The sequence below is a fragment of the Halobacterium sp. KA-4 genome, assembly GCF_021028995.1.
Taxonomy (GTDB): domain Archaea; phylum Halobacteriota; class Halobacteria; order Halobacteriales; family Halobacteriaceae; genus Halobacterium.
In genome coordinates this window covers 1-21,171 of sequence record NZ_JAJJZG010000023.1, presented here as the reverse complement: position 1 = coordinate 21,171, position 21,171 = coordinate 1, and the positions used below count along the sequence as shown (strand labels likewise).

Annotated in this window: 20 protein-coding genes; 9 read left to right on the top strand and 11 right to left on the bottom strand. The window is 56.8% G+C overall.

Annotation, left to right across the window (positions count from 1 at the left end; translation table 11 throughout):
• Window positions 1–89: 89 nt before the first annotated feature.
• From LPA44_RS16050 to LPA44_RS16035, 4 genes are all read right to left on the bottom strand, one after another.
• Entirely contained in the window at window positions 90–1,154 is a 1,065-nt protein-coding gene (locus tag LPA44_RS16050; RefSeq protein ID WP_230890512.1) for a type I restriction enzyme HsdR N-terminal domain-containing protein, read from the bottom strand.
• A gap of 82 nt (window positions 1,155–1,236) precedes the next feature.
• Window positions 1,237–2,676 (bottom strand): hypothetical protein, encoded by a 1,440-nt coding sequence (locus LPA44_RS16045; protein ID WP_230890511.1) that lies wholly within the window; start codon window positions 2,674–2,676, stop codon window positions 1,237–1,239.
• Between the two features lie 108 nt (window positions 2,677–2,784).
• Window positions 2,785–3,087: a hypothetical protein gene (locus LPA44_RS16040; RefSeq protein WP_230890510.1), complete on the bottom strand. Its 303-nt coding sequence runs from the start codon at window positions 3,085–3,087 to the stop codon at window positions 2,785–2,787.
• A 6-nt stretch (window positions 3,088–3,093) separates the two neighbouring features.
• Entirely contained in the window at window positions 3,094–3,429 is a 336-nt protein-coding gene (locus tag LPA44_RS16035; protein ID WP_230890509.1) for a hypothetical protein, read from the bottom strand.
• 138 nt (window positions 3,430–3,567) lie between these two features.
• Here LPA44_RS16035 and LPA44_RS16030 point away from each other — a divergent pair, with 138 nt between their 5' ends.
• Together LPA44_RS16030 and LPA44_RS16025 are read left to right on the top strand one after the other, a co-directional pair.
• Window positions 3,568–4,305 carry a TrmB family transcriptional regulator gene (locus LPA44_RS16030; RefSeq protein ID WP_230890508.1) on the top strand — a complete coding sequence of 246 codons (738 nt, stop codon included), beginning with the start codon at window positions 3,568–3,570 and terminating at the stop codon, window positions 4,303–4,305.
• A complete protein-coding gene (locus LPA44_RS16025; RefSeq protein ID WP_230890507.1) occupies window positions 4,302–4,760 on the top strand; it encodes a SocA family protein in 459 nt (152 codons plus the stop codon). Before LPA44_RS16030 ends, LPA44_RS16025 begins: the two co-directional genes overlap by 4 nt.
• On the opposite strand, the gene LPA44_RS16020 is transcribed toward LPA44_RS16025, so the two are convergent.
• The 3 genes from LPA44_RS16020 to LPA44_RS16010 all read right to left on the bottom strand — a co-directional run bounded on the left by LPA44_RS16020 (window position 4,761) and on the right by LPA44_RS16010 (window position 12,651).
• Window positions 4,761–8,642, bottom strand: a complete 3,882-nt coding sequence (locus LPA44_RS16020) for an Eco57I restriction-modification methylase domain-containing protein (RefSeq protein WP_230890506.1) — start codon at window positions 8,640–8,642, stop codon at window positions 4,761–4,763.
• Window positions 8,643–8,747: 105 nt separating this feature from the next.
• Entirely contained in the window at window positions 8,748–12,149 is a 3,402-nt protein-coding gene (locus LPA44_RS16015) for a DUF5817 domain-containing protein (protein ID WP_230890505.1), read from the bottom strand.
• 334 nt (window positions 12,150–12,483) lie between these two features.
• A complete protein-coding gene (locus LPA44_RS16010) occupies window positions 12,484–12,651 on the bottom strand; it encodes a hypothetical protein (protein WP_230890504.1) in 168 nt (55 codons plus the stop codon).
• A gap of 151 nt (window positions 12,652–12,802) precedes the next feature.
• Between LPA44_RS16010 and LPA44_RS16005 the strand changes: the two genes are divergently transcribed.
• Window positions 12,803–13,480, top strand: coding sequence for an IS6 family transposase (locus tag LPA44_RS16005; RefSeq protein WP_230890503.1), 678 nt, complete (start codon window positions 12,803–12,805; stop codon window positions 13,478–13,480).
• 538 nt (window positions 13,481–14,018) lie between these two features.
• Here the strand turns inward: LPA44_RS16005 and LPA44_RS18495 are convergent.
• Window positions 14,019–14,180: a hypothetical protein gene (locus LPA44_RS18495; protein WP_442903409.1), complete on the bottom strand. Its 162-nt coding sequence runs from the start codon at window positions 14,178–14,180 to the stop codon at window positions 14,019–14,021.
• A gap of 276 nt (window positions 14,181–14,456) precedes the next feature.
• Between LPA44_RS18495 and LPA44_RS16000 the strand changes: the two genes are divergently transcribed.
• Together LPA44_RS16000 and LPA44_RS15995 are read left to right on the top strand one after the other, a co-directional pair.
• Complete coding sequence (locus LPA44_RS16000; RefSeq protein ID WP_230890502.1) at window positions 14,457–15,020, top strand: sigma factor-like helix-turn-helix DNA-binding protein; 564 nt, start codon at window positions 14,457–14,459, stop codon at window positions 15,018–15,020.
• 45 nt (window positions 15,021–15,065) lie between these two features.
• Complete coding sequence (locus LPA44_RS15995; RefSeq protein WP_230890501.1) at window positions 15,066–15,917, top strand: hypothetical protein; 852 nt, start codon at window positions 15,066–15,068, stop codon at window positions 15,915–15,917.
• Window positions 15,918–16,100: 183 nt separating this feature from the next.
• On the opposite strand, the gene LPA44_RS15990 is transcribed toward LPA44_RS15995, so the two are convergent.
• From LPA44_RS15990 to LPA44_RS15980, 3 genes are all read right to left on the bottom strand, one after another.
• Window positions 16,101–16,634, bottom strand: a complete 534-nt coding sequence (locus tag LPA44_RS15990) for a hypothetical protein (protein WP_230890500.1) — start codon at window positions 16,632–16,634, stop codon at window positions 16,101–16,103.
• A 161-nt stretch (window positions 16,635–16,795) separates the two neighbouring features.
• Complete coding sequence (locus LPA44_RS15985) at window positions 16,796–17,239, bottom strand: hypothetical protein (protein ID WP_230890499.1); 444 nt, start codon at window positions 17,237–17,239, stop codon at window positions 16,796–16,798.
• Window positions 17,240–17,327: 88 nt separating this feature from the next.
• On the bottom strand, window positions 17,328–17,552 hold the full coding sequence (locus LPA44_RS15980; protein ID WP_230890498.1) for a hypothetical protein: 225 nt from the start codon (window positions 17,550–17,552) through the stop codon (window positions 17,328–17,330).
• A 184-nt stretch (window positions 17,553–17,736) separates the two neighbouring features.
• Here LPA44_RS15980 and LPA44_RS15975 point away from each other — a divergent pair, with 184 nt between their 5' ends.
• The 4 genes from LPA44_RS15975 (at window position 17,737) to LPA44_RS15960 (ending at window position 21,025) form a co-directional block, all read left to right on the top strand.
• On the top strand, window positions 17,737–18,189 hold the full coding sequence (locus LPA44_RS15975; protein WP_230890497.1) for a hypothetical protein: 453 nt from the start codon (window positions 17,737–17,739) through the stop codon (window positions 18,187–18,189).
• Window positions 18,190–18,753: 564 nt separating this feature from the next.
• Window positions 18,754–19,590 (top strand): hypothetical protein, encoded by an 837-nt coding sequence (locus tag LPA44_RS15970; RefSeq protein WP_230890496.1) that lies wholly within the window; start codon window positions 18,754–18,756, stop codon window positions 19,588–19,590.
• 200 nt (window positions 19,591–19,790) lie between these two features.
• Entirely contained in the window at window positions 19,791–20,639 is an 849-nt protein-coding gene (locus tag LPA44_RS15965) for a ParA family protein (protein WP_230890495.1), read from the top strand.
• On the top strand, window positions 20,636–21,025 hold the full coding sequence (locus tag LPA44_RS15960; RefSeq protein ID WP_230890494.1) for a hypothetical protein: 390 nt from the start codon (window positions 20,636–20,638) through the stop codon (window positions 21,023–21,025). Before LPA44_RS15965 ends, LPA44_RS15960 begins: the two co-directional genes overlap by 4 nt.
• Window positions 21,026–21,171: the final 146 nt, after the last annotated feature.

Below are 21,171 nucleotides of genomic sequence, written 5' to 3'. Positions count from 1 at the left end.
CGTCCCCGTGGGATATCAACCGGGCTGTTGCGCTTCTGGAGGGAAGTTTTCCCTCTCGGATACTGTGGCGGTCGAAGAACTGACTCAAATCACCAATTGTCGGAGAACTCTATCTCCAGATCCACCTTCTCCGGAAGTTCTGATACGTATCGTTTCTTGTCTTCAGAACTTAGGTTCGTGAGTAAGTAGTAGCCACCCGACACTCTCTGTTGTCCCCGCATTTCCGAACCGTTCGGATGCGTGGGTTCGTCGTTGAGAAGCGCTCGACTTCCCTGTCCTGTACCGGGAATGTAGGGTATATCGATCTCGTCAAGAAGCCCCTCCTCTCCTATGAGGTAGTTTACGAGTGATCCAACTGCCTCGGATTGGACGTCCTCAGCCACTCGAAAGGCGTCTCTCCCGTTTCGGGTGAGCCGAATCACATACTCCCCATCCTCTGATCCGTCACCTCTCGGGGGGTCTTGAACAACTGCCGTCCGGTGGGCCTGTTCTTCCAGCGTCTCGACCAGATCATCGACGAAGGCTTTCGCTTCATCCTCAACTTGCTGTGACACAGCATTACCAGCGACCGCCGTAACCTCTCCCGTCACATCTTCTGCGAGGGTTTCCTTGTTCTCCCGAAGTGAAGCGACTGCGTTCTGTACCGCTTCAATCTTTTTGGCAATCTGTCGTGACTCCCCCGAGTCGATATACTCCTGCGAGAGTGCCTTTAGAGGGTCTTCGTTGTTTGGCACATCCTCGATGGAGAACTCCGCGAGAGAGATTTCGTTAGGCCGGTTGCTGGATACGTCACGGCGGAATATCCCGAATTTCCGTCCATTCGTAAGGAGGCCCCAATCGACCCCGACCTGACGCATATAGCTTTTCAGCTGATTCTCGTGGCTTTGGTCGAGGGGCGTATCACATCCCTTTGCCTCCACGAAGACAACTGGCGTCCCTTCCCGTTTGAGCGCGTAATCGACCTTCTTCGTCCCCGACCCCATCTGGACAGAATACTCAAGCTCGACGTCTGACGAGAGAATATTCCACCTGAGTAGCTCGATCAGCGGTTCGATGATCTTCCGCTTGGTGTTCTCCTCGTCCATCTGCGGGGAGTCATCGATCAGGCCCGCAGAGCGTTCCGCATATTCAGATAACTCCTCACGAAGCGTCATTTCGAGTTGCTTTTTCTGGCAACCGGATAAAGATACGGAGAATCTGATTCCGCTAAGATTTGACTTGCTTCTGGATGACTAATCAGGAGTTATCCTCAAACTCCACGTATTCGTTCTTCGAGTCATCTAAGTGGTCGCGAGCTGGCGAGGAATCCCCGGCAGATCGTACTTGGCGGGCTTCCCATACGTGATTCAACTTCTGGGGTTTCCCGAAGTTCCGACGATAGTAGAAGGACGACCCATACTTAGCTTGAAGCTCGTTTTCCGGTTCGTAATCTGCGGGTGGCTTCGGAGGCACATCAGGAAGTTCGTCCAATCCTGAAAGGCCGCCGTTCGAGATATGGTCTTCAATATCTGTCCCGTCACTTGATTGGAGTTTGAGAGAACGGGACTCGGAGGGAACCATCGTGTACCCATATTGGTCAACATTATCAACACCCGCACCGGAACGGTAGACCCAATTCCCGTTATAGAGCGAACTAAACCCATCTACCCCGGTATCAGTTGCCCAGAGTCCAAGCCACTCCGAACGCGGGCAGATTAGGGGAAGGCTCTGTTCTTCCGCGAAAGAACTGAGGTTTCGGAAGAACGTCCCAACGCGGGGGGCCGTGCTGCTCTCGAACACTTCCTCTCCTTTGTAAACCGTAAGCGCAATTCCAGCATAATCTCCCCTCTCAACTTCACTTCGAAGTATTTTCAGCGCTTTTGAGGCCGTATCTTCTTCATTGCCACTTCCGTCTGAGAAGGCGGAATAGTGCAAGTACAGATGGAAGAAAGAACGCGGTTCTCCATCCGTTCGAGCAAACTCCGACATTTTGGAGTTCGCTTTACAGACCGCTGAAATCAGATCACTATCATACCGCCTAATGAGGGGTACAGGAGGGATGACAACGGAACTTGGAAGACCCATCGCTTCATCTGCTATTTGGCTAAAGAACCCGTCATAGTGCAACTCCGGAAGATTCTTCCAGATTTCACCGGGGTCTTCTCCAGTATCCGAGACCGCGCCCTTTGCGACGCCAAAGTCTCGTAGTATCGGGTTGAAATTCGACCGGATGAAAGGCCGAGTGAACTTAGGGAGGTAGTCAAGAGCAGTTTCGATTTTACCCTCTTGGAACGCAGTCTTAAACTCGGACTTTGCCTCCTTGTCGTGCTTCAACAAGTACGTTCGCAGTATGTTTGTTTTCCCGCGAAAGGCGAAAAGCTCTGGCGGGAAGAAATGAATCAGGGGATGATTCTCTTCCAGTTTTTCCACCTCGTTCTCCCCGATCGGCGTCTCTCCATCCTCGCCCGTTCTCTGGAGGATTGCATTCTTCTCCCGGAGACGAGGCCAGTCCCAAGCCGGCACTAAAATCGGATTGTAATCGTCGAGTGCTTCTCGATAGTCGAGGGTTACGTGGAGATCGTAATGCCAGTTCTTGACCTCAGGGGCAAAGAACGGGGTTTCGATTCCCGTGTGATTGCCGATCTGAACGGTAGTCTCGCCGTTGCTCGTCGTCTTGAAGGAATTGCTATCACTCATAATGACCTCCTATTGTTTTTCTTGAGAGGCAGTTGTTGGTACGGGAAGACACACAAAAGTCCTTCTGATTATATAACGATTCCTGATGCCTGTGGATTCGAGTACCATTCACGGGTTCCACGCATCAACTTCTTTGTGTAGCCCAACGTACAGTAGGACGAGAACGCCAACGGCACCCGCGAGTGGATTAGTGGCGAAGAACCCGTAGAGCATCGGGCCAGCGAAGAACCCGGCTACGGTAGTGAAGGCGATAGACGCTGCTTTTCCGAACATGGCATCCGATTTTGTTCTGAATTGCCCACTCCGACCGTGGTAGCCCGCCCTCGACGTCTGCCCGAACAGCCGAGCGTTAAACAGAACGCCGACAACGAATCCAACAATCGCACCGAGATAGGCGACGGGAAGCGACATTCGATTTTACCCTCCGCCACCACCGAAGACCATCGCACCGATGCCGACCGCCGTAAGCGTGTAGGGCAGAGCGTCGGTCATCGCGTGCTTGACGGCGTTTCCGTCATCCGGGTTGTGCTTGTCCATCTGTACCGTGTAGTAGTCGTCGTACTCTCGAATCTGGAAGCTATCCGTGGCCTGCTGATCACGGTACACCTTATTCGCCCCCATGTGGAGTGACATAGGAGATCCCGTGAACCGTGAAGGGACGCCACCGACGGCCCGCTTCGAGATCTTGACTTTCTCGCCGTACTCCTGCTGAGCCATGTGGAAAGCGGTGTTCCACGAATGCACTCGTTCCATCACCTTGGGGTATGTGAGGGTTTGACTTAGTATTTTTCCTGATATTCCAGATATAGAAGTAGCTATCAACTACTTCTGAGTAGTGGTGTAGGCCACCACAGAATTGATGTTGTCCGGCTTTGTGAGATTAGTAGTAGGATGGAACAACTGGGCGATGAGTTGAGTCGACTCGGATGGGGAAAGTATGAATCAGCTTGTTACCATGCTCTCGTGAAGTTTGGAGAAATGAAAGCGAGTCAAGTAGCGGCTCGTATTGACGCGCAACCCGCAAAGGTGTACCAGCCGCTAAACAGCCTTCACGAGCAAGGGTACGTCAAGGTTAGAGGCGAAAATCCGAAGCGGTACATCGCTCAGAACCCGCGTCACGTCATCGAAAAAGAGCGGGAACGATTTGAATCTGAATCGGACGAGATTCTCGAAAGTCTCGAAGAAGCGTGGGAAGTACAAATCGAACGGGGGCCTGACGCCGAGGACTCTGCGTGGGTACTCTCCGGACAAGATGGGATGAATACCGAGCTTTGCAACCTCATCAAGGAGGCCGACGAATCCATCGTCGGATTCGACACCCGATTAGCGTGGGCTACCCGTGATGTGATCGAAGCAATCGAGAAAGCCCTGGAGAACAATATCGATGTTAGAATTATCGGCACCCCCCACTCCTCAGAGACGTTAGACAGATTAGAGAAGTCAGGTGCTACCACGAACGTTGCCGACGACCACAATCGGTCTTCGTACTATGTCATAGACGAGGAGCGCGTCCTCCTGAATATCGGCACTCAGGACGCAACGCTCTCATTTGAAGACTCAGACGTTGCAAGTATTATAGTGAATGACTTTCAAGCACACGCGCAAGAAGAAGTAGAGGCCCAAACATGAACACCAGAAAGATGCTCCCACTCGCGTTGTTGTACGCTGATGAGGAACATCAGATTGATGGGCGAACCCGATTCCAAAAGCTCATCTTCCTGATGCAGATGGAGGGGAACTTGAACGGCCTCGACCCAACAGACACCTATCGATTCGAACCCTACGATTATGGGCCGTTCTCAAGTACCCTCTACGACGACCTGGATAGCCACATCGAGCGAGGGTTAATCGAAGACTCGAAAGAGGAATTGGACGAGGAAGATGATATTGTAAAGTACGAATATCAGCTCGAATCAGATGGGCAGGAGTTCTTTGAAGAGCAAGTCTCTGAGAATGAATTTGAGCGTATTGTCCAAGAAGCCGAGAGAATCATCAAGGAGTACGGCGATATACCGCTTCCCGAACTGATCGACCTAGTCTATTCCAAATATCCGGATTACGCGGAAAACAGCGTACTCAGGTAATTAGAACACTTCGAGATAGTCCTCGATAACCTCCCGCTCTTCGTCGGTTAGGTCGAACATCTCGTACACCGTTTGGTCGATCTCCGCTTCGAGGTCTTCGATACTAGTTTCCTCGACTGTCTGCCGGTCGGATTCCAACGCCTTAATGAGTTCTTCCACCCCCTCGCGAGACTGGGGAATCGGAATCATCTGCTCCTCCCCCTTCTTCATACTCCGACCGTCAACGGCGGCGAGAACGTACTGCGCTCGAAGTTTCTGCTCCTCGCGGTCGCCCCTGTCCATCAACGGGTCGGTAATCTCGTCGGAGCGGCCAGCCGTCACAGCGAAACGGCCATCCGTCTTCTCTTGGATGTCGGCGTTCACCGGATACCGTCGGGTCTGCCACTCGTAGTCGATGTACCCGAGATCGCCGTCGAAGTCCCCGAGGTAGGCTTCCGGGAAACGAGCAGTTCGACTATTCAGGTCGATGGTATCCGTAATCTGTCCGGCGTTATCTCTGAGTACATCGAACGCCTCGTTTTCTTCTGTTGTCACGCAAGGGAGTTTCTCGATGTACTGTGAGCGATATTCGTAGTACCCTCCTGCTTTGACAGTCGTGATGTGTTTGAAGTAGAAATCGAGGGCCTTCGAGTTCAACTGACAGGCCACCACTTCGGTCAACGGAAGGTAGTCCTCAGAGAGTAACGCAGAGTACGCAGTCTTGTAGTACCACGTTCCCACCTCATCCAGCATGAACGTAGCTTCGCTACTCAGATGAGCGAAGATGATTTTGGGAATCTCGAACTTCTCCAAATTCTGTGGGCGTCCAAACTCCCACCACTCGTCGCTTTCAGCCCATCGTCCCCCCTCTCGACCTCGGAGTTTTTCTTCGTGAGCCTTGAAGAAGTCCCACGCGTGGGGGAACTCCTCTTTCATCTCCTCCTCTGGATACAATTCAGCGGTCAAATCCCCCGCCGGGCCTTCTTCAATACGGTAAGGGAGTACAACGTGCTGTCCAGACCAATCTGCACGCCATCGTTCAACGTCTCTCCCGCTCAGCCACGGGCGAAGTAAATCCGTCTCGATCTTGTACTCCTTCGATTCTCCTGACGGAACAATCGTTACAACATCCCCTTCATCCTCTGATTCTATCCGGCCAGCATCCAGAACATCGACGACATACACCGTATTCGCGCTTGTCTGAGTACCGTGGGAAACAGAGTCGGTTATCTCCTCAATTCGGTATTCTGCATTAGTTTCGAGTTTCCGGAATACCTCCAACTCTTCCGGCGGCATCATCGACCAGTAGCCGTCGCCAAGTTCCCCTTGTGGGAAGTCGAACACGTCGATGAACTCGTCAGAGTATCCGGGTTCGTTACGGTGGTCGCGCACGGCGGCGACGATTTCCTCGTCTAACGCTCGCCCGGTGTCCTCATCGACGTTTGCTTTCACACGCACGCATCGAATCTGGTTCTCCTCTCGGGCCTCTTCGTCCGGCTCGTCTTCCGCAATTACGATGGCGGGGTAGTTCGTTGCGTCCTTGAACACGCCGGAATCCCGGAAGTCGTACACCTCATCGAGAGCCGCTTCTCTGCGGAGTACACGACGAAGGCCATCCCCGTAGTCAGTCACCATGAACTGATTCGGCGTGATATAGCCGAGTTTCCCCGTCCCTTCTTCCAGCCAGTCAAGCCCTCGCTCGTAGAACGGACAGTAGAGGTCGTAGTTGCCCGTCGTGGACTCGTACAGTTCATCGAGAACTGATTTCTGCTGGTCGGGAAGGTTCTGGATGCGAACGTAGGGCGGGTTCCCGACGACGTACTGGTAGTCCATATAGTTCTTGACGACGAGCGCGAGAACGCTGTCCTCGAACATCTTGAACAGTCGTCCGTCGCCGTGTTCTTCCCGCAGGTAACGCACCGTCGCGAGAACGTCGTTAACGTACGGCTCGAAGAAGTCCTCGACCCCATCGTATTCACGGGTCGTGTAGCGGTGGATACCTTCTTCGAGGCCGCCGCCGTACTCCCACCAGCCTTCCTGCATGTGGAACTTCACCACGTCCAGAACGCCCTGTAACGCCGCATAATACTCCCCGAAGTTCCGCACGCCAGCGTTCACCTTGGCCGTGTCGTACTTCGGCATCCGCACCCGCTGAACGAGGAAGCCGTCCTCCAATTCTGAATCGGCCACCTCGTCCTCATCGACTTCGATGGGGAGGGGTACGGGAATCTTCACGTCTTGGTTGTCCTCCGTGATCGAGTCTAACGTCATCTGCGTCTGGCCCTCATCCCCGAGGTCGATACCCGTTAGTTCCCGCTCATTCCGCAAGGAGTCTGTTCGGAAGATCGGGAGCCGGCGAATCGTGAAGTCCTCGTCCTCCTGTTTCGCCTGCTTGTACTCGGGGAGGATGGCGACCATGAAGCGAATCTGTGCCATCAACACCGCGAACGGATGGATGTCCAGCCCGACGATGTGGGGTGTCGTACACAGTTCGGTGAGGTGTTCCGACCAATCCGGGTCGTCGTTGTACCGGCGGACGTCGTCGAGGTAGCGGTTGACGGCTTCCACGAGGAACGTACCGGAACCACAGGATGGGTCGATGATACGCTCCTGAGAGACGCCAACATCGTAATCGACGCCATCCATGATGTAGTCGATGACCGGCTGTGGCGTGTAGAACTCCCCGAGGGCCTTCCTTGTCTCCGGGTCGAAGTATCGCTGGTAGAGGTCGCCCAACGGGTCGCCCTGAACCTCCGCGAAGTCGAACTTCAGCACGGCAAAGGAGACGTGCGCGATGGCGCGACTGAACCGTTCGCGGGTCGCCGGGCTGACACGGCTCACATCACTCCCCTCTTTCGCGACAGACTCGAACCGACTGTACGGATTCTTGTGCTGGCTGGCGGTTTCTTTGCCATAGCCGTCCGTCCACCAGATGAAAATATCGTCCTCGAAAAGGCTCTGAACGAGGTGGTTGCGCATATCCTCGATCATCCCGTTCGCCGCAATCGGGTAGGCGTCCAGCTCGATGGAACCACTGAATCCACCAAGTTCATCGAAGTATCGGCGGAGCCCCGTCTTGTTGGGGAAGAAGTCGTGGTCATCTGTGGCCTTCGCCAAGAGGAGCCGGGCGAGGAGTGCGTGGCCGGATTCCAAGCAGAACATGAAGTCGCGGAGGGACTGCTGGCCGTCGATGAAGGGTTCCCACGAGTCGGGTGTCTCGTCGGGTTCGCTGGCGTAGCTGGCCTCCCAGAAATCGTACGCGCCTTCCACGAACTTCGCCTCCTGCTCGTCGCGGAGTTCCACGAGCAAGTCCATCATCGCTGTCACGAGGTCGGCAAACGGACTGTTCTCCTCCAAGCGGAATGTCTCGAAGAAGTGTTCCTGTCCGAGTTCGCCGTCGAGTTCCACTTCATCAAGGCGGTCGAGGAATGCCGTGACACTTTCCGGATCGGTAATGTCCCACTCAGGTTTCTGGAGTGCCGCTTCGAGGTCGGCGGCATCACTATTCGTCGCGTCTTCGAGGAAGACACGTTTCATCCGGGAATGGCCGTCACGGCTGTAGAGGCGGAGTTCGTCACCGTTGGTGAGGACGCCGTAGTCGGCTTTGAGCTGGTCGACGTAGTGGAATAGTTGGTCTTCGTGAGGGTCGAGGTCGCGGTCGGTGGTCTTGAACTCGTAGACTACGGTGACGGACTCGTTGTTGTCGAGAGTGACGTAGTCAGGGCGTCGGTCGTCGGGGAGTGTCCATTCACTTCGGAGGTCGTAGCCCGCACCATCGTAGCCGAGGAGCGTATAGAAGTTCTCGTTGAGGAACGCGTTCTCCACGTCTTTCTCGCTCATATCCGCACCGAGGCGTGATGCGATTCCGTGGAGGGCATCGAGAATCGCAGACGTATCAGACATATCCGTCTCGAAACAGTCGGGCGTCAAAAAGGTTGCATCCCTGTGCCTCTTACTCGCATCCCCCAACCAGATTCGTACTGCGTCTTACTCACGTCCCCCAACCAGCTAATCGCCAGCCAGCGCTCCCATAAGCGTCTGCTGTCCGGGTGACGCGCCGGGTGGTGGTGACCCGATTCTCGCCACCACCTCCTCGTCGTCCTCTTCGACATCCTCGAAGTACACCCGCAGGAAATGTTCGTACTGCGCGATCCCCGGAACTGCCTCGATGACACGCTCGAAGTCCGTGTCCGTCCAGAACACCGGGTCGTGGACGTTCACGGCGTCAACGTCTTCTGGCAGGTCCGGGTCCAACCGATCCGCAGCGCCATACAGGACGTCTCGCCACCGCACCGTGCCGAGTGAAACCTCCTCGATGGTGCTTTCGTGGTCCTCGTTGTACGGCTCGTCGGTATCGCTGGCTGGTGTCCACCACGGCTCCAAGTACGCACGGTACTCACCCCGCCCGACACGCTCGACGATATCCAACGCCCGCAACCGCTGCAGGTACCGGTCGACCGAATTCTCCGATGAGACGTCGACAAGCTCCTGGCGTGAGACCGGGGTGTCGCTCGCCAGCAGCAGCTTCACCATCTTCTGCATCGCAAGTTTCGGCCGCTCGCCCTCGAACAGCGACGGCAGCAAGCGATTCGCCGGGAGCGTCGCGACGCCAGTCGCAAGCGCGCTGACCGAGAGCTCGTCGCCGACGCGGTCCCGGGACTCGAGGGCCTGCATCGCCGCCGCGACGTCAAACGGCGACGGCCCCCGAGTGGAGGTCCCGAGTGCGGCGTGGACCACGTTCGCGAGCCGGTCGAGGTCTTGGCGTGCACCGGCGCCGAAGCCCTTCTTTATCGCGAACCCCTCCACGATCTCCCGGGTTGCCGCCACCGAGTTCCCCCTCCGGACAGGAACGTCCATGACGGCGGCGTCCTCGGTGCCGTCCTGAATGCGGTCCCGAACCCGGTCGTCTTCGGCGGTGAGGGCGGCCTCGACGTCATCAACGACATCGTCGCTGGCGTCGTCGACGGCGACCACCCACGAGCACGTCAGGTCCGCCCGCGGGTCTCCGGGATCAATCTCGTAGCCCAGCCGGCTCTTCAGCTTCTCCTCGCGGCGCTCGCGCTGCATCCGATAGATGGAGTGAACGCCCTCGGGGCCACGGTAGACGCCCTGTTTCGCCACGACACTCCGGAAGAACCCGAGGAAGCGGCCGTATCGGCCGTCGTCGCGACGTAACTGCGTCGCGTCCGGCACCCGGAGGTGGACGGTGAGGTCGTAGCCGGCCGCGTCGTACAGCGCCGTCGCCGTCGTGAACAACCCGATGAGCTTCGAGACCAGTGCCGAGCGCTGGTCGTAATCGAGCTCATCGAACTTCCCGACCTCCTCGAGTAGCGAACACCGAACGCCCTCCAAACGGTCACGGTAGCTGTGGTAGTTGTTCTCCTCGCCGCTGCTCATCCATCCCATCTGGGCCGCGAACTTCGCGACATCCGCGAGCGCCGCGTCGAACGCATCGGCGCCGCCCCACAGATTCTCGAGTTCACTCCCTAGCCGGCTGCGGCGGAGAATCTTACTCCACGCCCGACTGCCGAGTAAGGAATCAACGAGACGTGCCAACGTCGCCAGGGGATTCCCCCACTCCAGAACCACTGCGACATCATCGTCGAACGACGGCCCGCCGGACAGGTACGAGACACGGCCATCGTCGAATTCCCGGAGGTTCGCATCCTCTACGACGGTTACGCCCTCAGTGCGGCGAGCGGACTGCAGCTGATGGTGGAGCGTCGCGGGTTCGATCTCGCGTGGGGCTTCACCGCCGCTGTACCGGCCGAGGAACCGCGTATAGCCGTCCTCCTCAGCGTCGCCGGTATCCGCGAGGAACGCCTCGGCGGCGGTGGTGCGGGGGCCGACGGCGGCCAGGCCGTCCCCGGGCCGGTCGTGCCGGTTTTGGGGAATACACTCTCTTGTATCGCGGTTGGGGGACTGAGTAAGACTCGCCTGAACGGGAGACTGGACAGCACCCGAAGAATCGACATAACCGGCGAGAGAGGCGCCAAGCTCCGTTAGGACAACCTTACTCGGGGTGGTGGTGCCGTCAATGGTGACGAAGCCGGCGTCCACAAGCTCCTGGACGTACGCGTAGATGCTGCCCTCGGAGAGGCCGACGTCGTCGTCGGCCGCAAGGTCGCCGCGGGTTGCGCCAGCGGCCGAGAGATTGCCGAGGATGCGCGTGTAGCCGGTGCCCGACCACTCGCGGTCACGGATGATGTCCCACGCCTGACTCGCGAGTGCCGCGTCCTCATCGCTGTCTGTGTTGGTTCCAGACGGGTGGGAGGTATCTGCGTCCTCGGTAAGATTGAGATGCCGGCTCGTCCAGTCAGCGTGCTCGTCGACGAGAATGGATTCCATGCGTGGTGTCGAGAACACCAACTGGATGTCTAGCGCGTCCGAGAGGCTGTCCAGCGCGCCGAGAGAGCGGGCGCGTGTCTCGCTGCGTGTGCCAACCCATTCGCCTTCGTTGAGCGTCGCAGCGACCTGTGGCGTCACCTCAAGAGCATCGAGCAGTGCGACCGGGCCAGCTCGGAGCGCTGCACGGCCTGCGTTGAGCAATCCACGGCCGGTCCCGATCCGCGTCAGCGATCCTGGGGCGTCGTCAACAGTGACGTCTTCCTCGACGGCACGGACGGTGAACGCCACGAGGTCACGGACCCACGCACGCACTTCGACCGGCGCCTGGCGGTCACCATCGATCTCAACGGTCCCTGGGTCGATCTCAAGCTGGTCGAGCAGCGCCGTCGCAATCGCTTCTGTGCTGGCGGCCTCAAGGTCGACGCCGTCCTGGTCGACTGTCCACTGAGCAACGGCAGCCGTGAGTGTCGGGAGAAGTTCCTCCAGGAGGGTGGGAATCCAGCGCCGCATCTGGGGCTGCAACCCACGGTGGACGACCGTCGTCGAGAGATCCGTCTGGCCATCCTGATCTGGCGGGATACGCGAAATACCGGGGGTTGCGGCCACGGGGAGTGGAGTTCCAAGCGGGTCGAAGGTGGGGTTCGCGTGCTCGGAATCGGGTTCCTCCGCGTCCGAGCGCGAGGAGGGTGTGGGCGTCGTCGATTCCTCGTTGGTGTAGAGGAGATCGGCGGCATCGTCGGCGCCGATATGGCGGAGGATTGCCTCTTCGTCGATGAGTGACGACCGGGCGGCGTCCTCGAGCGAGTCGTAGTCGGCGAGGGCGTCGTCGACGGTGGCGCGGTACTGCTCGCGAGCACGTGGGTCGCTCCGGCTCGAGAGGATCTGGGTGCGCTTCTCGATGAGTGCGTCGCGGTCCGTGTCCTCGGCGAACTTTCGGAGCGTACGGGTCCTGTAGGTGGTCCCGCAGCGTGGGCAGTCCGTGGTGTCGCGGCCGACGGGGGTGAGCCAGAGCTCGTCGCAGGTCGAGCAGCCGACGAGCCAGATGGTGTGGTGTCCGGACATAGGGCGTCTGTCCGGGAAGTTGCGTGCTGACGACTCCCGAGTTAGTCGTCGTACCCGAGACCGTTCGCGTTCGAGGACAGCCGCTGGTGACTCTCGGCCAAGAGAGCCACGGAGCCACGGCTAAGGGCGAAAGCTATTAGGTCATGGGCCCGCGAGAACCAGATGGTTGATAGGGTTCTCTTGCCGTCGGGGACTAGCCATCCTCGGCGGTGAAACCAATTATTTCACCGGCCAGAGGCATCCCCGACGACTAGGCACGTCGTGCGGTTAGCCTACCTTGGTTGCGTAGCCTTTGCCACCCCGGGCATAAAAAGCTGTGTCGGACATCTCTCGGTCACTTTTTGCGTGGATCGCCGACAGGCACGTCGCCGTACTCCGGACAGGAGACCCAGCCCTGGCCAAAAGCAGCGCCAAATCCCTCGTCTGGCCGCCACTCATGCTCCTCGCCACAATTCGGGCACTCCACGAACGGCGGGTCGACCTCAACCGCCTCTTGTTCCATGTAGTGGTTCCCTTGGTATGCCTCGCAGTGCTGGCAGACGTTTCCCCACACCTCTTTTTCAAGCGTGTTGCTGTAGACACGTTCGACAGGAGGGCACTGTCTAGTTAAGCCAGTTTGAGAAGTGAGCAGGTCGTTGAGTTTGTTTGGGATAATGCTCGCAGACCTGCTCAGCGAGTGCTTTGCGGCGGATTTAGAAGAAACTTGGGAGCGTGAACGGACGGCGACGCCCGTCAGGGCGTTCGCTGTCCGGCTTCACGCGACCGGTTGTTCGCTCAGAGAAACAACAACGATTCTCGCGGAATTAGGCGTTGAACGCTCTCATCAAGCAGTTTGGCAATGGGTACATCGGCTAGCTGACAGCGTTCCAGACCCGCCGACGGCGAAGCCGTCGCGGGTCGCGGTTGACGAAACCGCTGTCAAAATTAACGGCGAGTGGTCTTGGTTGTACGCTGCAATAGACCTCGACACGAAACTCATTCTTGACGTGGCATTGTTCGGACGCCACGGCACCGATCCGGCGGCTGCGTTCCTGTCTGGACTGGCGGAGAAACATGATCTTTCAGATACGACGTTTCTCGTCGATCAGTTCGGCTACCGGACTGCCCTTGCTCGATTAGGATTGAACGGTCGGGTTGACTATACCGACCGAAACCTCATCGAAAAATGGTTTCACACGCTCAAAATGCGCCTCGACCGTTTCCACAACTCGTGGGTGGGCAGTCGGCAGAGCGTTCGCCAATGGCTTGCATTATTTGCGCATTACTACAACCGCCTCAGACCGCATCAATCGCTCGATGATCGAACGCCAGCTGACGAGGTGCTAAACTAGACAGTGCCTCACAGACATTACTGTCAGTGACATCGAAAACGGGACAGGGGTTATCGTGGACGGTGTCGAAGATGCAACCGGCGGCCTCAATAACGCCACACAGTGTGTAGCCTCTGAGGGGAATTCATCGGAAGAGGACAATGGTGGCGGTCTCTTGGACCAAGTAGAAGATGCTGCAGACGAAGCAGCAGATGCGGTGAAGAGCTGTTCGCCTCTGACAGACGAGAGGTCTAACAGCAGTGAAGAAACCGCTTCGTCTAGTGAGGCGGTTGCTCGGGTAGCAGATTAGAAGACTACAACCACCAACGGTCTCTTTCGCCTAGTTCTGGGCGAAATCGCCGCACAGAAGCGATCTACCAGCAGATAGTTAACTAGCTAGAGTAGTCATGTGTTCTGGGTTCTCCATGGTGAGAAGATGTTGCCTGTGTTCTCTCCCCCATAGGGGGAGAGAATGGAGGGAATATTGCTCGATCTTCAGGAGGAGGTTAGTTTGCTTGGCGTTGTAGTCGTTGAGGTATTTGTGGATGTACTTGCTCCTCTACTCCACCTGTTGGTAGACACCAGCCTGGACTCGGTGAAGTTTGTTCTTTTCAACTAAACGTAATAGAGCGCGGCTGATGCTAGATTTGGGGCGGTCTGTAGCGTCAGCTAGCTGTACGGTCGTCAACACATCATCAGAGGTCCGCCGGAAGACCTCCATGATATCTGTCTCTACTGAACTCGCAATGTCCTTCAGAATCTAATATTCGAATGCGAGTTGAGTCAGTTTTGGTGCGTCAAGAGAAACGCTAGTTGATGGTTTAGTATTGCAGCGGTCAGCGCAAAACCGGAGAACCAAATCCGTTAGAGCTGATTCAGCAAATCATGAGAACTCTTCTATGACACGCTCTGGGGGTTGGTTTCTTGCTTGTGGTCTGGGGGGAGTAGAACACGAATCTATTTGTGTTGCTACTGTATAGTAGTAACCAGAGGTTCAATGAGCGTCAAATCATCCCCGGCCGATATCATCCCATCGGTCCCTCATACCAAAGACCACGGCAATCCCCCTATCATTCAGCCAGCCGAGCAACGCGACCGGGATGATGACGACGAACCTGCCCCCCGACTCATCTACATCGGAGAATACGCTGCCAAGAGCGCCTACTACAGCCCCCTCCGGAAATCGGTAATGCTGGGCAGCGTCCACGGTGAGAAGTTCACCGAAGACTCGTTCCTCGAAGCCCCAGACGCTGAAGAGCTTGACGAGCACATCGAACAGTTCGTCGACACTGCAACGGCCCACAACGTCGAATACACGCTCTCAGACCAGGCGTTTGGACTGCTCATCGCGAAGCGACTGGCTGACGCAGAAGCGATGCCAAAAGGTCAAGCCCAAGCATACATCCTCCGCGATTTCCTCGACATCTCTCGCCAAAATACGGCAACTATCTTGGGGTCAACCCCCAGTACAGTCGATACACAACTCCGAGCAGGCCGAGAAAAAGTCGAACGGGCTGCATTACTGACGCAGAACCTCACGGCACTCCAAGACGACTACTGAACCGCTGGGGTTTTTGACGGGTGTCGTGAACACCGCGTATTGAACGTGCGAGAGGACGATCTCCGTGAGTCAACATCCGACAAATTTGAGGATGATCTCATTGAGGCATTGGATGACGGGTTTGAACGACTCGGGTCAATAGAGTCGCCGTTTACGCTGCGAGTGCCACCGACTGGTTCGGAGCCACAGAAGTTCAAGGAAGCGCAGCGGCTCCATCAGGAACGGCAGCCGGTTGCTCTTCGAGCAGATGAGCTTCGAGTAGACCCGATTACCCGAAACCTTGACCAGTGGGTTCAGAATATGTCCTCCTACGACTTCCCGGGCGTGGATACGGTCCCGAGAGTGATTCGCCGAAAGCGGGCCGAAGCAGCTCTTGAGGTCGCTCGGTCCGTGTTTAGCTTATCCGAGTTTACGCGTGATGTGTCATTCGAGGATCCGGCCGTTCGCGGCCGCTATTGGACCGAGCCAACAACGATTGAGATCGGGACCGACACCGCTGATTTTCCTGGGTGGAGGTTTGCAGCCACGCTCGCCCACGAAATCGGGCATCACGCAGATAACCACATCAAGTTACACAGACACTTTTACTCGGAAACGGAGATCGGAGACGAGTGCCTCTTTGAAACTCAGACACAGTATAATGAAGCACGCACTCTGTCAGTCCGAATCCGTGGTGAAATCACGGATCGGGAGACGCCCGGAGTGAAGAACTATCGAAAGAAGAACTCCGAGTACGCTGCGGATGCCTTTGCAGCAATGGTTTTGGAACCACATAGAACGCGGCAACAGACACCTGCGATTGCCAGCAGATTAGAAGATGTCTTCAGCGAATTCTTTACTGAATTCCAGAAGCGGCGTCATCGTATTGATAGTGCGTGGATGCGTGTACCCGTTTAAATCAGTTAATAGATCTCCCCCAATGTGTGGCAGATTAGCGGTTTCGTCAGACTTTGCGCATACGTATTCGGATGTGTTTTCGTATACGCTCTGTGTTAGCGTTTTCAGGCCGTAAATTCCAATCATCGGTATTCAGGTGGTAGGACGAAGAATGTTAGAGTTGTCTTCTAACCGTTGTCGGTGTTACTCCTGCAGGGTGCCTGGGTGGACACCGCCAGTGATGTCGTCGACCTTCTCGTGGAGGGTATTCGTTGGGGAGACGACTTCCGCCGGCTCGTACTCCTCAAGATGCTCGAGGTATCGTGGTTTGAACTCAACGAGAAGCTGGTACATCTTCAGAATCACATCCTCAATCTCGTCGACGTCGACTTGCACATAAATATCTCGCAGCGAGCGATTCCCGCTATTTGCCTTCCAGCGGCTCAGCTGTGGGTCGTACTCTTCGAGTAGTGTCTCCGCGCGTTCGACCAGGTCCTCCGCCAGTTGGTGGAGCGCCTCGCGCGCCGGTTCCTCCGGCGGGTCAGAATAATTCAGATAATACCCCTGTCTCCCCGGTGGGTCAGTCAGGAGAACCGTCGCTGTGCCGTCCTCACGTCGGTTAACCAGGACGGTTGCATTCTCGATATCGTACCCAAGGTGGTCGTGCTTGATCGGGAACGTGTAGACTTCGTCTACCTCGTCCCGGATTCGATGACTCCGATTCGGAGACGCGGTCATCATCTGAACGAAAATAGGGTAGCACGAAAAGTATCAGGGGCACTCGATAGTCAGACGCCAAGGAAACCGAGTTCATTCAAAGGCGTTTGCGTATCCGTATACGGATACGTAAGCGCATATGGAGAAGCAGGCGCGTCATACTACCACTCCCAAGCCAGAACTTATCTCGGCAGTTGGTCTCGTCGAATCGTCGCGAGATCCGCAGCCAACCGCTGCGGCGACCCATTACCAGCTTGCTCGTTCCCAAGCAAAATCACACCCGGTGCAATCGTCACGGACGGCGTATCCCCCTCTCGGAGCCCTGCATCCGGCGCATTCGACACCTGCACTTGGTACCCATTCCCCGAAATCCCGACAGACACCTCGACCGACGTGTACACCGACCCCGTATCTTGGATCGCGGTCGCGACGATGTCCGCCTCCTCCTCGTCAGTGAGCTCGTCAACGTCGACGATAATCAGTAGACCGTCGACGGCGTGAACGCGAACCGTTGCGAGATACGTGGCGGTCCCTTCACTGTCTTCCTCGACGAGGCCGGCTTGTCTGGCTGGTCGCGTAATCTGGAGTGCCAACCCATCAGCAGGCCGCTTTATCGAGTTCGCCATATAGTTAGCAGGCACTGCTAACCCATAACCGCCACGGAGAATACGACTCCACCCATCACCGAACAGACAGACGACGAAGAACCACAGTTCAGGCGTCGAGTTGGAAATCAAGGACAGTCCGACCGTTGCGGTACATAGTTACGAGCACCTCGTGGTCCGTCGCGACCCCATCTTCGTCCAGCAAGCCGAGGTCACGCATCGGCCGCTTCCCGAAACTAACACCGGGCTGGTCGCCGCCAAGATCTCGCAGCTCTCGGTGCCCCTTATGGAGGACGCGCAGCATCGTATCCAACTCCTCAGGTTCTACTGCCATACCCAATCCAAGCACGACCCAACAAATAATCTAATACGAACAGCGGACCATGAGCCCCGGATAATAGCTTGAAAATCAAAGACCAGAGTCGTACCGGACTAAGCCGAAGTAAAATCAGCTAATCTCCGGAATTCTAATTGCAGTCCCAACCACTTTACGGGTTTCAGACCTGTAGCAGGCCCCGATGGAGACCTATTCGTTGACTGACGGTCAACGTGAGCTGGCTCAAAAGTTGCATAAGCAGGTTGGAGAAGGTAAGATTACGTCCCCCTCTGAGTTTCTTGACGAATGGACGTCTCGCCATCTGATTCCGGACGTCAATCCTGAGTCAGATATCGTTCCCTACCCCGAGCAAACCGAATTCATCGATCCGTCGAAGATTGCAGGGACCACTAAAACGAACGTCAACCGGTTTAACCACGGAAGAATCCAAACACATCTGGCGCGGTTCCATAACGGTGAATTCAGGAGAGAGGTCCCAGCTCCGCCTCGTCTTCAGAAAATCGAGGATAAATATTACGTCACGTCAGATGGTCTCCATCGTTCGATGGTAGCGAAGGCACTTGACCTCAAAGAAATATACGCAGTCTACTCGCTCCCCCCGAATTCTATCCTCGTTCCACCAGAAGACTGCTGAGTCTCACGCAGTGAGCCGACGATTCCATCAAGGGGGTCTCGTCAGAAGCAGACGGTAACATCTTGACGTACTGTAACCGGCGGGATTTCCCTGAAGAAAACTTAATTTGGCGGGGATACCCAAGCGTTCACGTCCAGTATCAACTTCCCGGAGTTTTCAATTGGGTTGAGCTAAACCCGATACATAGTGCCGTTTCGAGCGCGCTACGAGGACAGTATAGTAGTCCCAGCGATGGTCCCTAACGGGGAGACAGTCGAATGCTTGGACTGCGGGGCTTCTCTCTACCAGCGCGGTGGCCCGGAACGTTCGCAACACTTCTACCATCCACCAAATTCGACAAGTGATGGCTGTCTGGCTCAGAACGGCGTCTTGGGGGAGTCCGAGACGCATGCCCGTTGTGTCGCACTCGCTGTCGATGCCCTGATTGACGCATTTGACGGACAGTACGCTCGCTGCCAGCCCGAAGTCTCGCTTGATGTGGGGCGAACACCAACGTCACCGGATCGTCGTCGGGCAGACGCGATCCTCGATTTCACCGGCGAGAACCCCATCTTTGGCCGAGGCGTGATTCTCGAGATCCAGTACAAGCACCACACGAAGGACGTGGAGGGGACGACCCATGACTATCTCTCAAAGGGGTACTCGGTCGCCTGGCTGGATGCCGACGAGTTCGGGGAGAACCACCTGGACTACAGGGTTGTCGACGAGAAGTTCCGTGATCAAGACGCTGCTGGCTACGCGGTTCGTGATCACAACGCCCGTGAGTTCGACCCCTCAGGCCGCTCGACCTTCGATTGGGAACAAACGAACCGTGGTTGCTGGTACTACCAGGACTACGATACGCACGCCTGGTTCCGGGTCTCTTCCTACGTGCATCCCCAAGGTAGAGAGTATGAGGCTTGTGCGTACTGTGACGCCCGCCGACAGTACGATAATGAGCTTACGCGGTATATCTATGACTACGAAGGCGTTCTTGCGCCCGAATTTGATGTTGAGACGCTCCGAGAGAGCTACGTCCCGGTTCCCCAGGACGGTATCTCGTTCGAGGATTGGGTTGACGGTGAGGGGCGATATTCGGGCCTGACGCTTTTCGAGGACGCGCTTCGGCATGGCTCGTTTGAGCCGTGTCGCGGCGGCTCAACGTTCCACACGTGGGGTTATAATCGATGGCATGGTCGTGACGATGGCGAGCTGTTGGAGTGCCAGAGGTGTCCAGTGAACCTGTTAGTGAAACGGCGGCAAAGACGGTATATCGTATTCGGGGATTTCCCAGACCCGGAATGGGGTTTACTGCACTTGGAGGGGAATCCCCGGCGCTGCTCTCACCACTGCCATCGCGGCGATACGTGGCACTCAATGGATTCCTGTCCGGACTGTAGAGTCGCTAATCCAGGGCCATAACCCCAGCACCTCACAAAGCTCGTTAGTCGAGGAGGGCACTTGCTGAAGTGTAACCACCAACGAGCAAGCAGACAGTGAAGTCCACGGGCCTCGGTTTAATTCCTCGTCGACTCAGTCACAGGGGGCATTCGCCGTGAGTTTGGGGCACACACTATGTCTGACGAACCTTTACGTATCCGTATACGAATACGCAAGCGTATATGCCAGGGTCAGCGCTAAGAGCAGCTACATTCTTGGACAAGGGCGGCGTCGGAAAGACCACCGCAACCGCCCATCTGGGCGTCGCTCTCGACCGCCACGGCTACGATGTCCTCCTCCTCGACCTCGCCGGCAAACAAGGCGACCTCGCGAAACACTTCGGCCTCTGGGAGGACGTCCAAGCCGACGACGACCGCTGGCCAAACATCACCACAGTTTTCCAGGACGAATGGGAGACCATCTCCGAGAAACTCCCCACGGCCGTCGACGATCTCATCATCCCGACCGGTGAAGGTCCCGACCTCATCCCCGCACACGAAAGCCTCGATGGCCTCGACGCTACACTCGGAAACATCGACGAGGCCGCTGAACGATACAGCCGCCTCGACGAGTTCCTCACCGGCTACGTCGAAGATGACTACGACGTCATCCTCCTCGACCTCCCCGGCTCCACATCGAACATCGCATACAACGGCCTCTGGGCCGCAAAACACGTCGTTGCACCAGTCCGCCCGGGACCATTCGAAGCCGGACAGGCCGCGCAACTACGTCGAGACCTGAAAACCATCCGCGAGGAACAAGACGTCGACATCGAACTCGTGATGGTATTACTGAACGAGGTCGATGAACGAACGAAAGCAGGGCAAGCGTACCTCGAAGAGTTCGAGGAAGAGTATCCGAAGGCGCTCGCCCCGACGCAAGTCCCCAGCTCGCAAGACGTGCAGAACGCCCAGATGAACGGCGGGACGCTCTTCACGCTGGAGCGTCCGTCAAAGACAGCCAAGCGAGCCATCGAGGCGTACCAGGCCAACGCAGAGACCCTCGTCGAACGACTGGGTGGGAACCAATGACCGACGACGACGAACTCGAGCAGTTGCGCCAGCAAACCGACGTCGGCACCCGCGCTCAAGAAGCCACACCAAGCGACGAGTCGACGGACCTCGAAGACGCGATGGTCACGCTGCTGGCCGCCGTCGAAGCCGGCGAAACATCGAAGACACTCTCCGTCCGTGACGCCCGCCTCACCGCGCTCGTCCGTGCCCTCGAGGAGACAGGAGAACTCGAGGAGGTTGGGACGGACCTGCAGGAAGCACTTGACCGTGAAGCGGCACCTGATGCGATAGACCGTAGCGAAGTCCTGCGACTCGCTGTTCGTCTCGGACTCCAGGAGGCAGCTCCGGACTTACTTGAGACAGCGCGAGACGCGTACGGCCGTCACGCGTCTGAACAGTTCTAACCACCCGTATACGTTTTCGGTACGTGTTTACCCCGAGGTCTCGACAGTCGGCACAGTGTGAGCCCGTGAGATCATATCATTGTTGCTGACGACTCGACGAAGCTCTTCGTATGGATTGCGTCCCTGCTGGCGCCACGTCGCCAGCA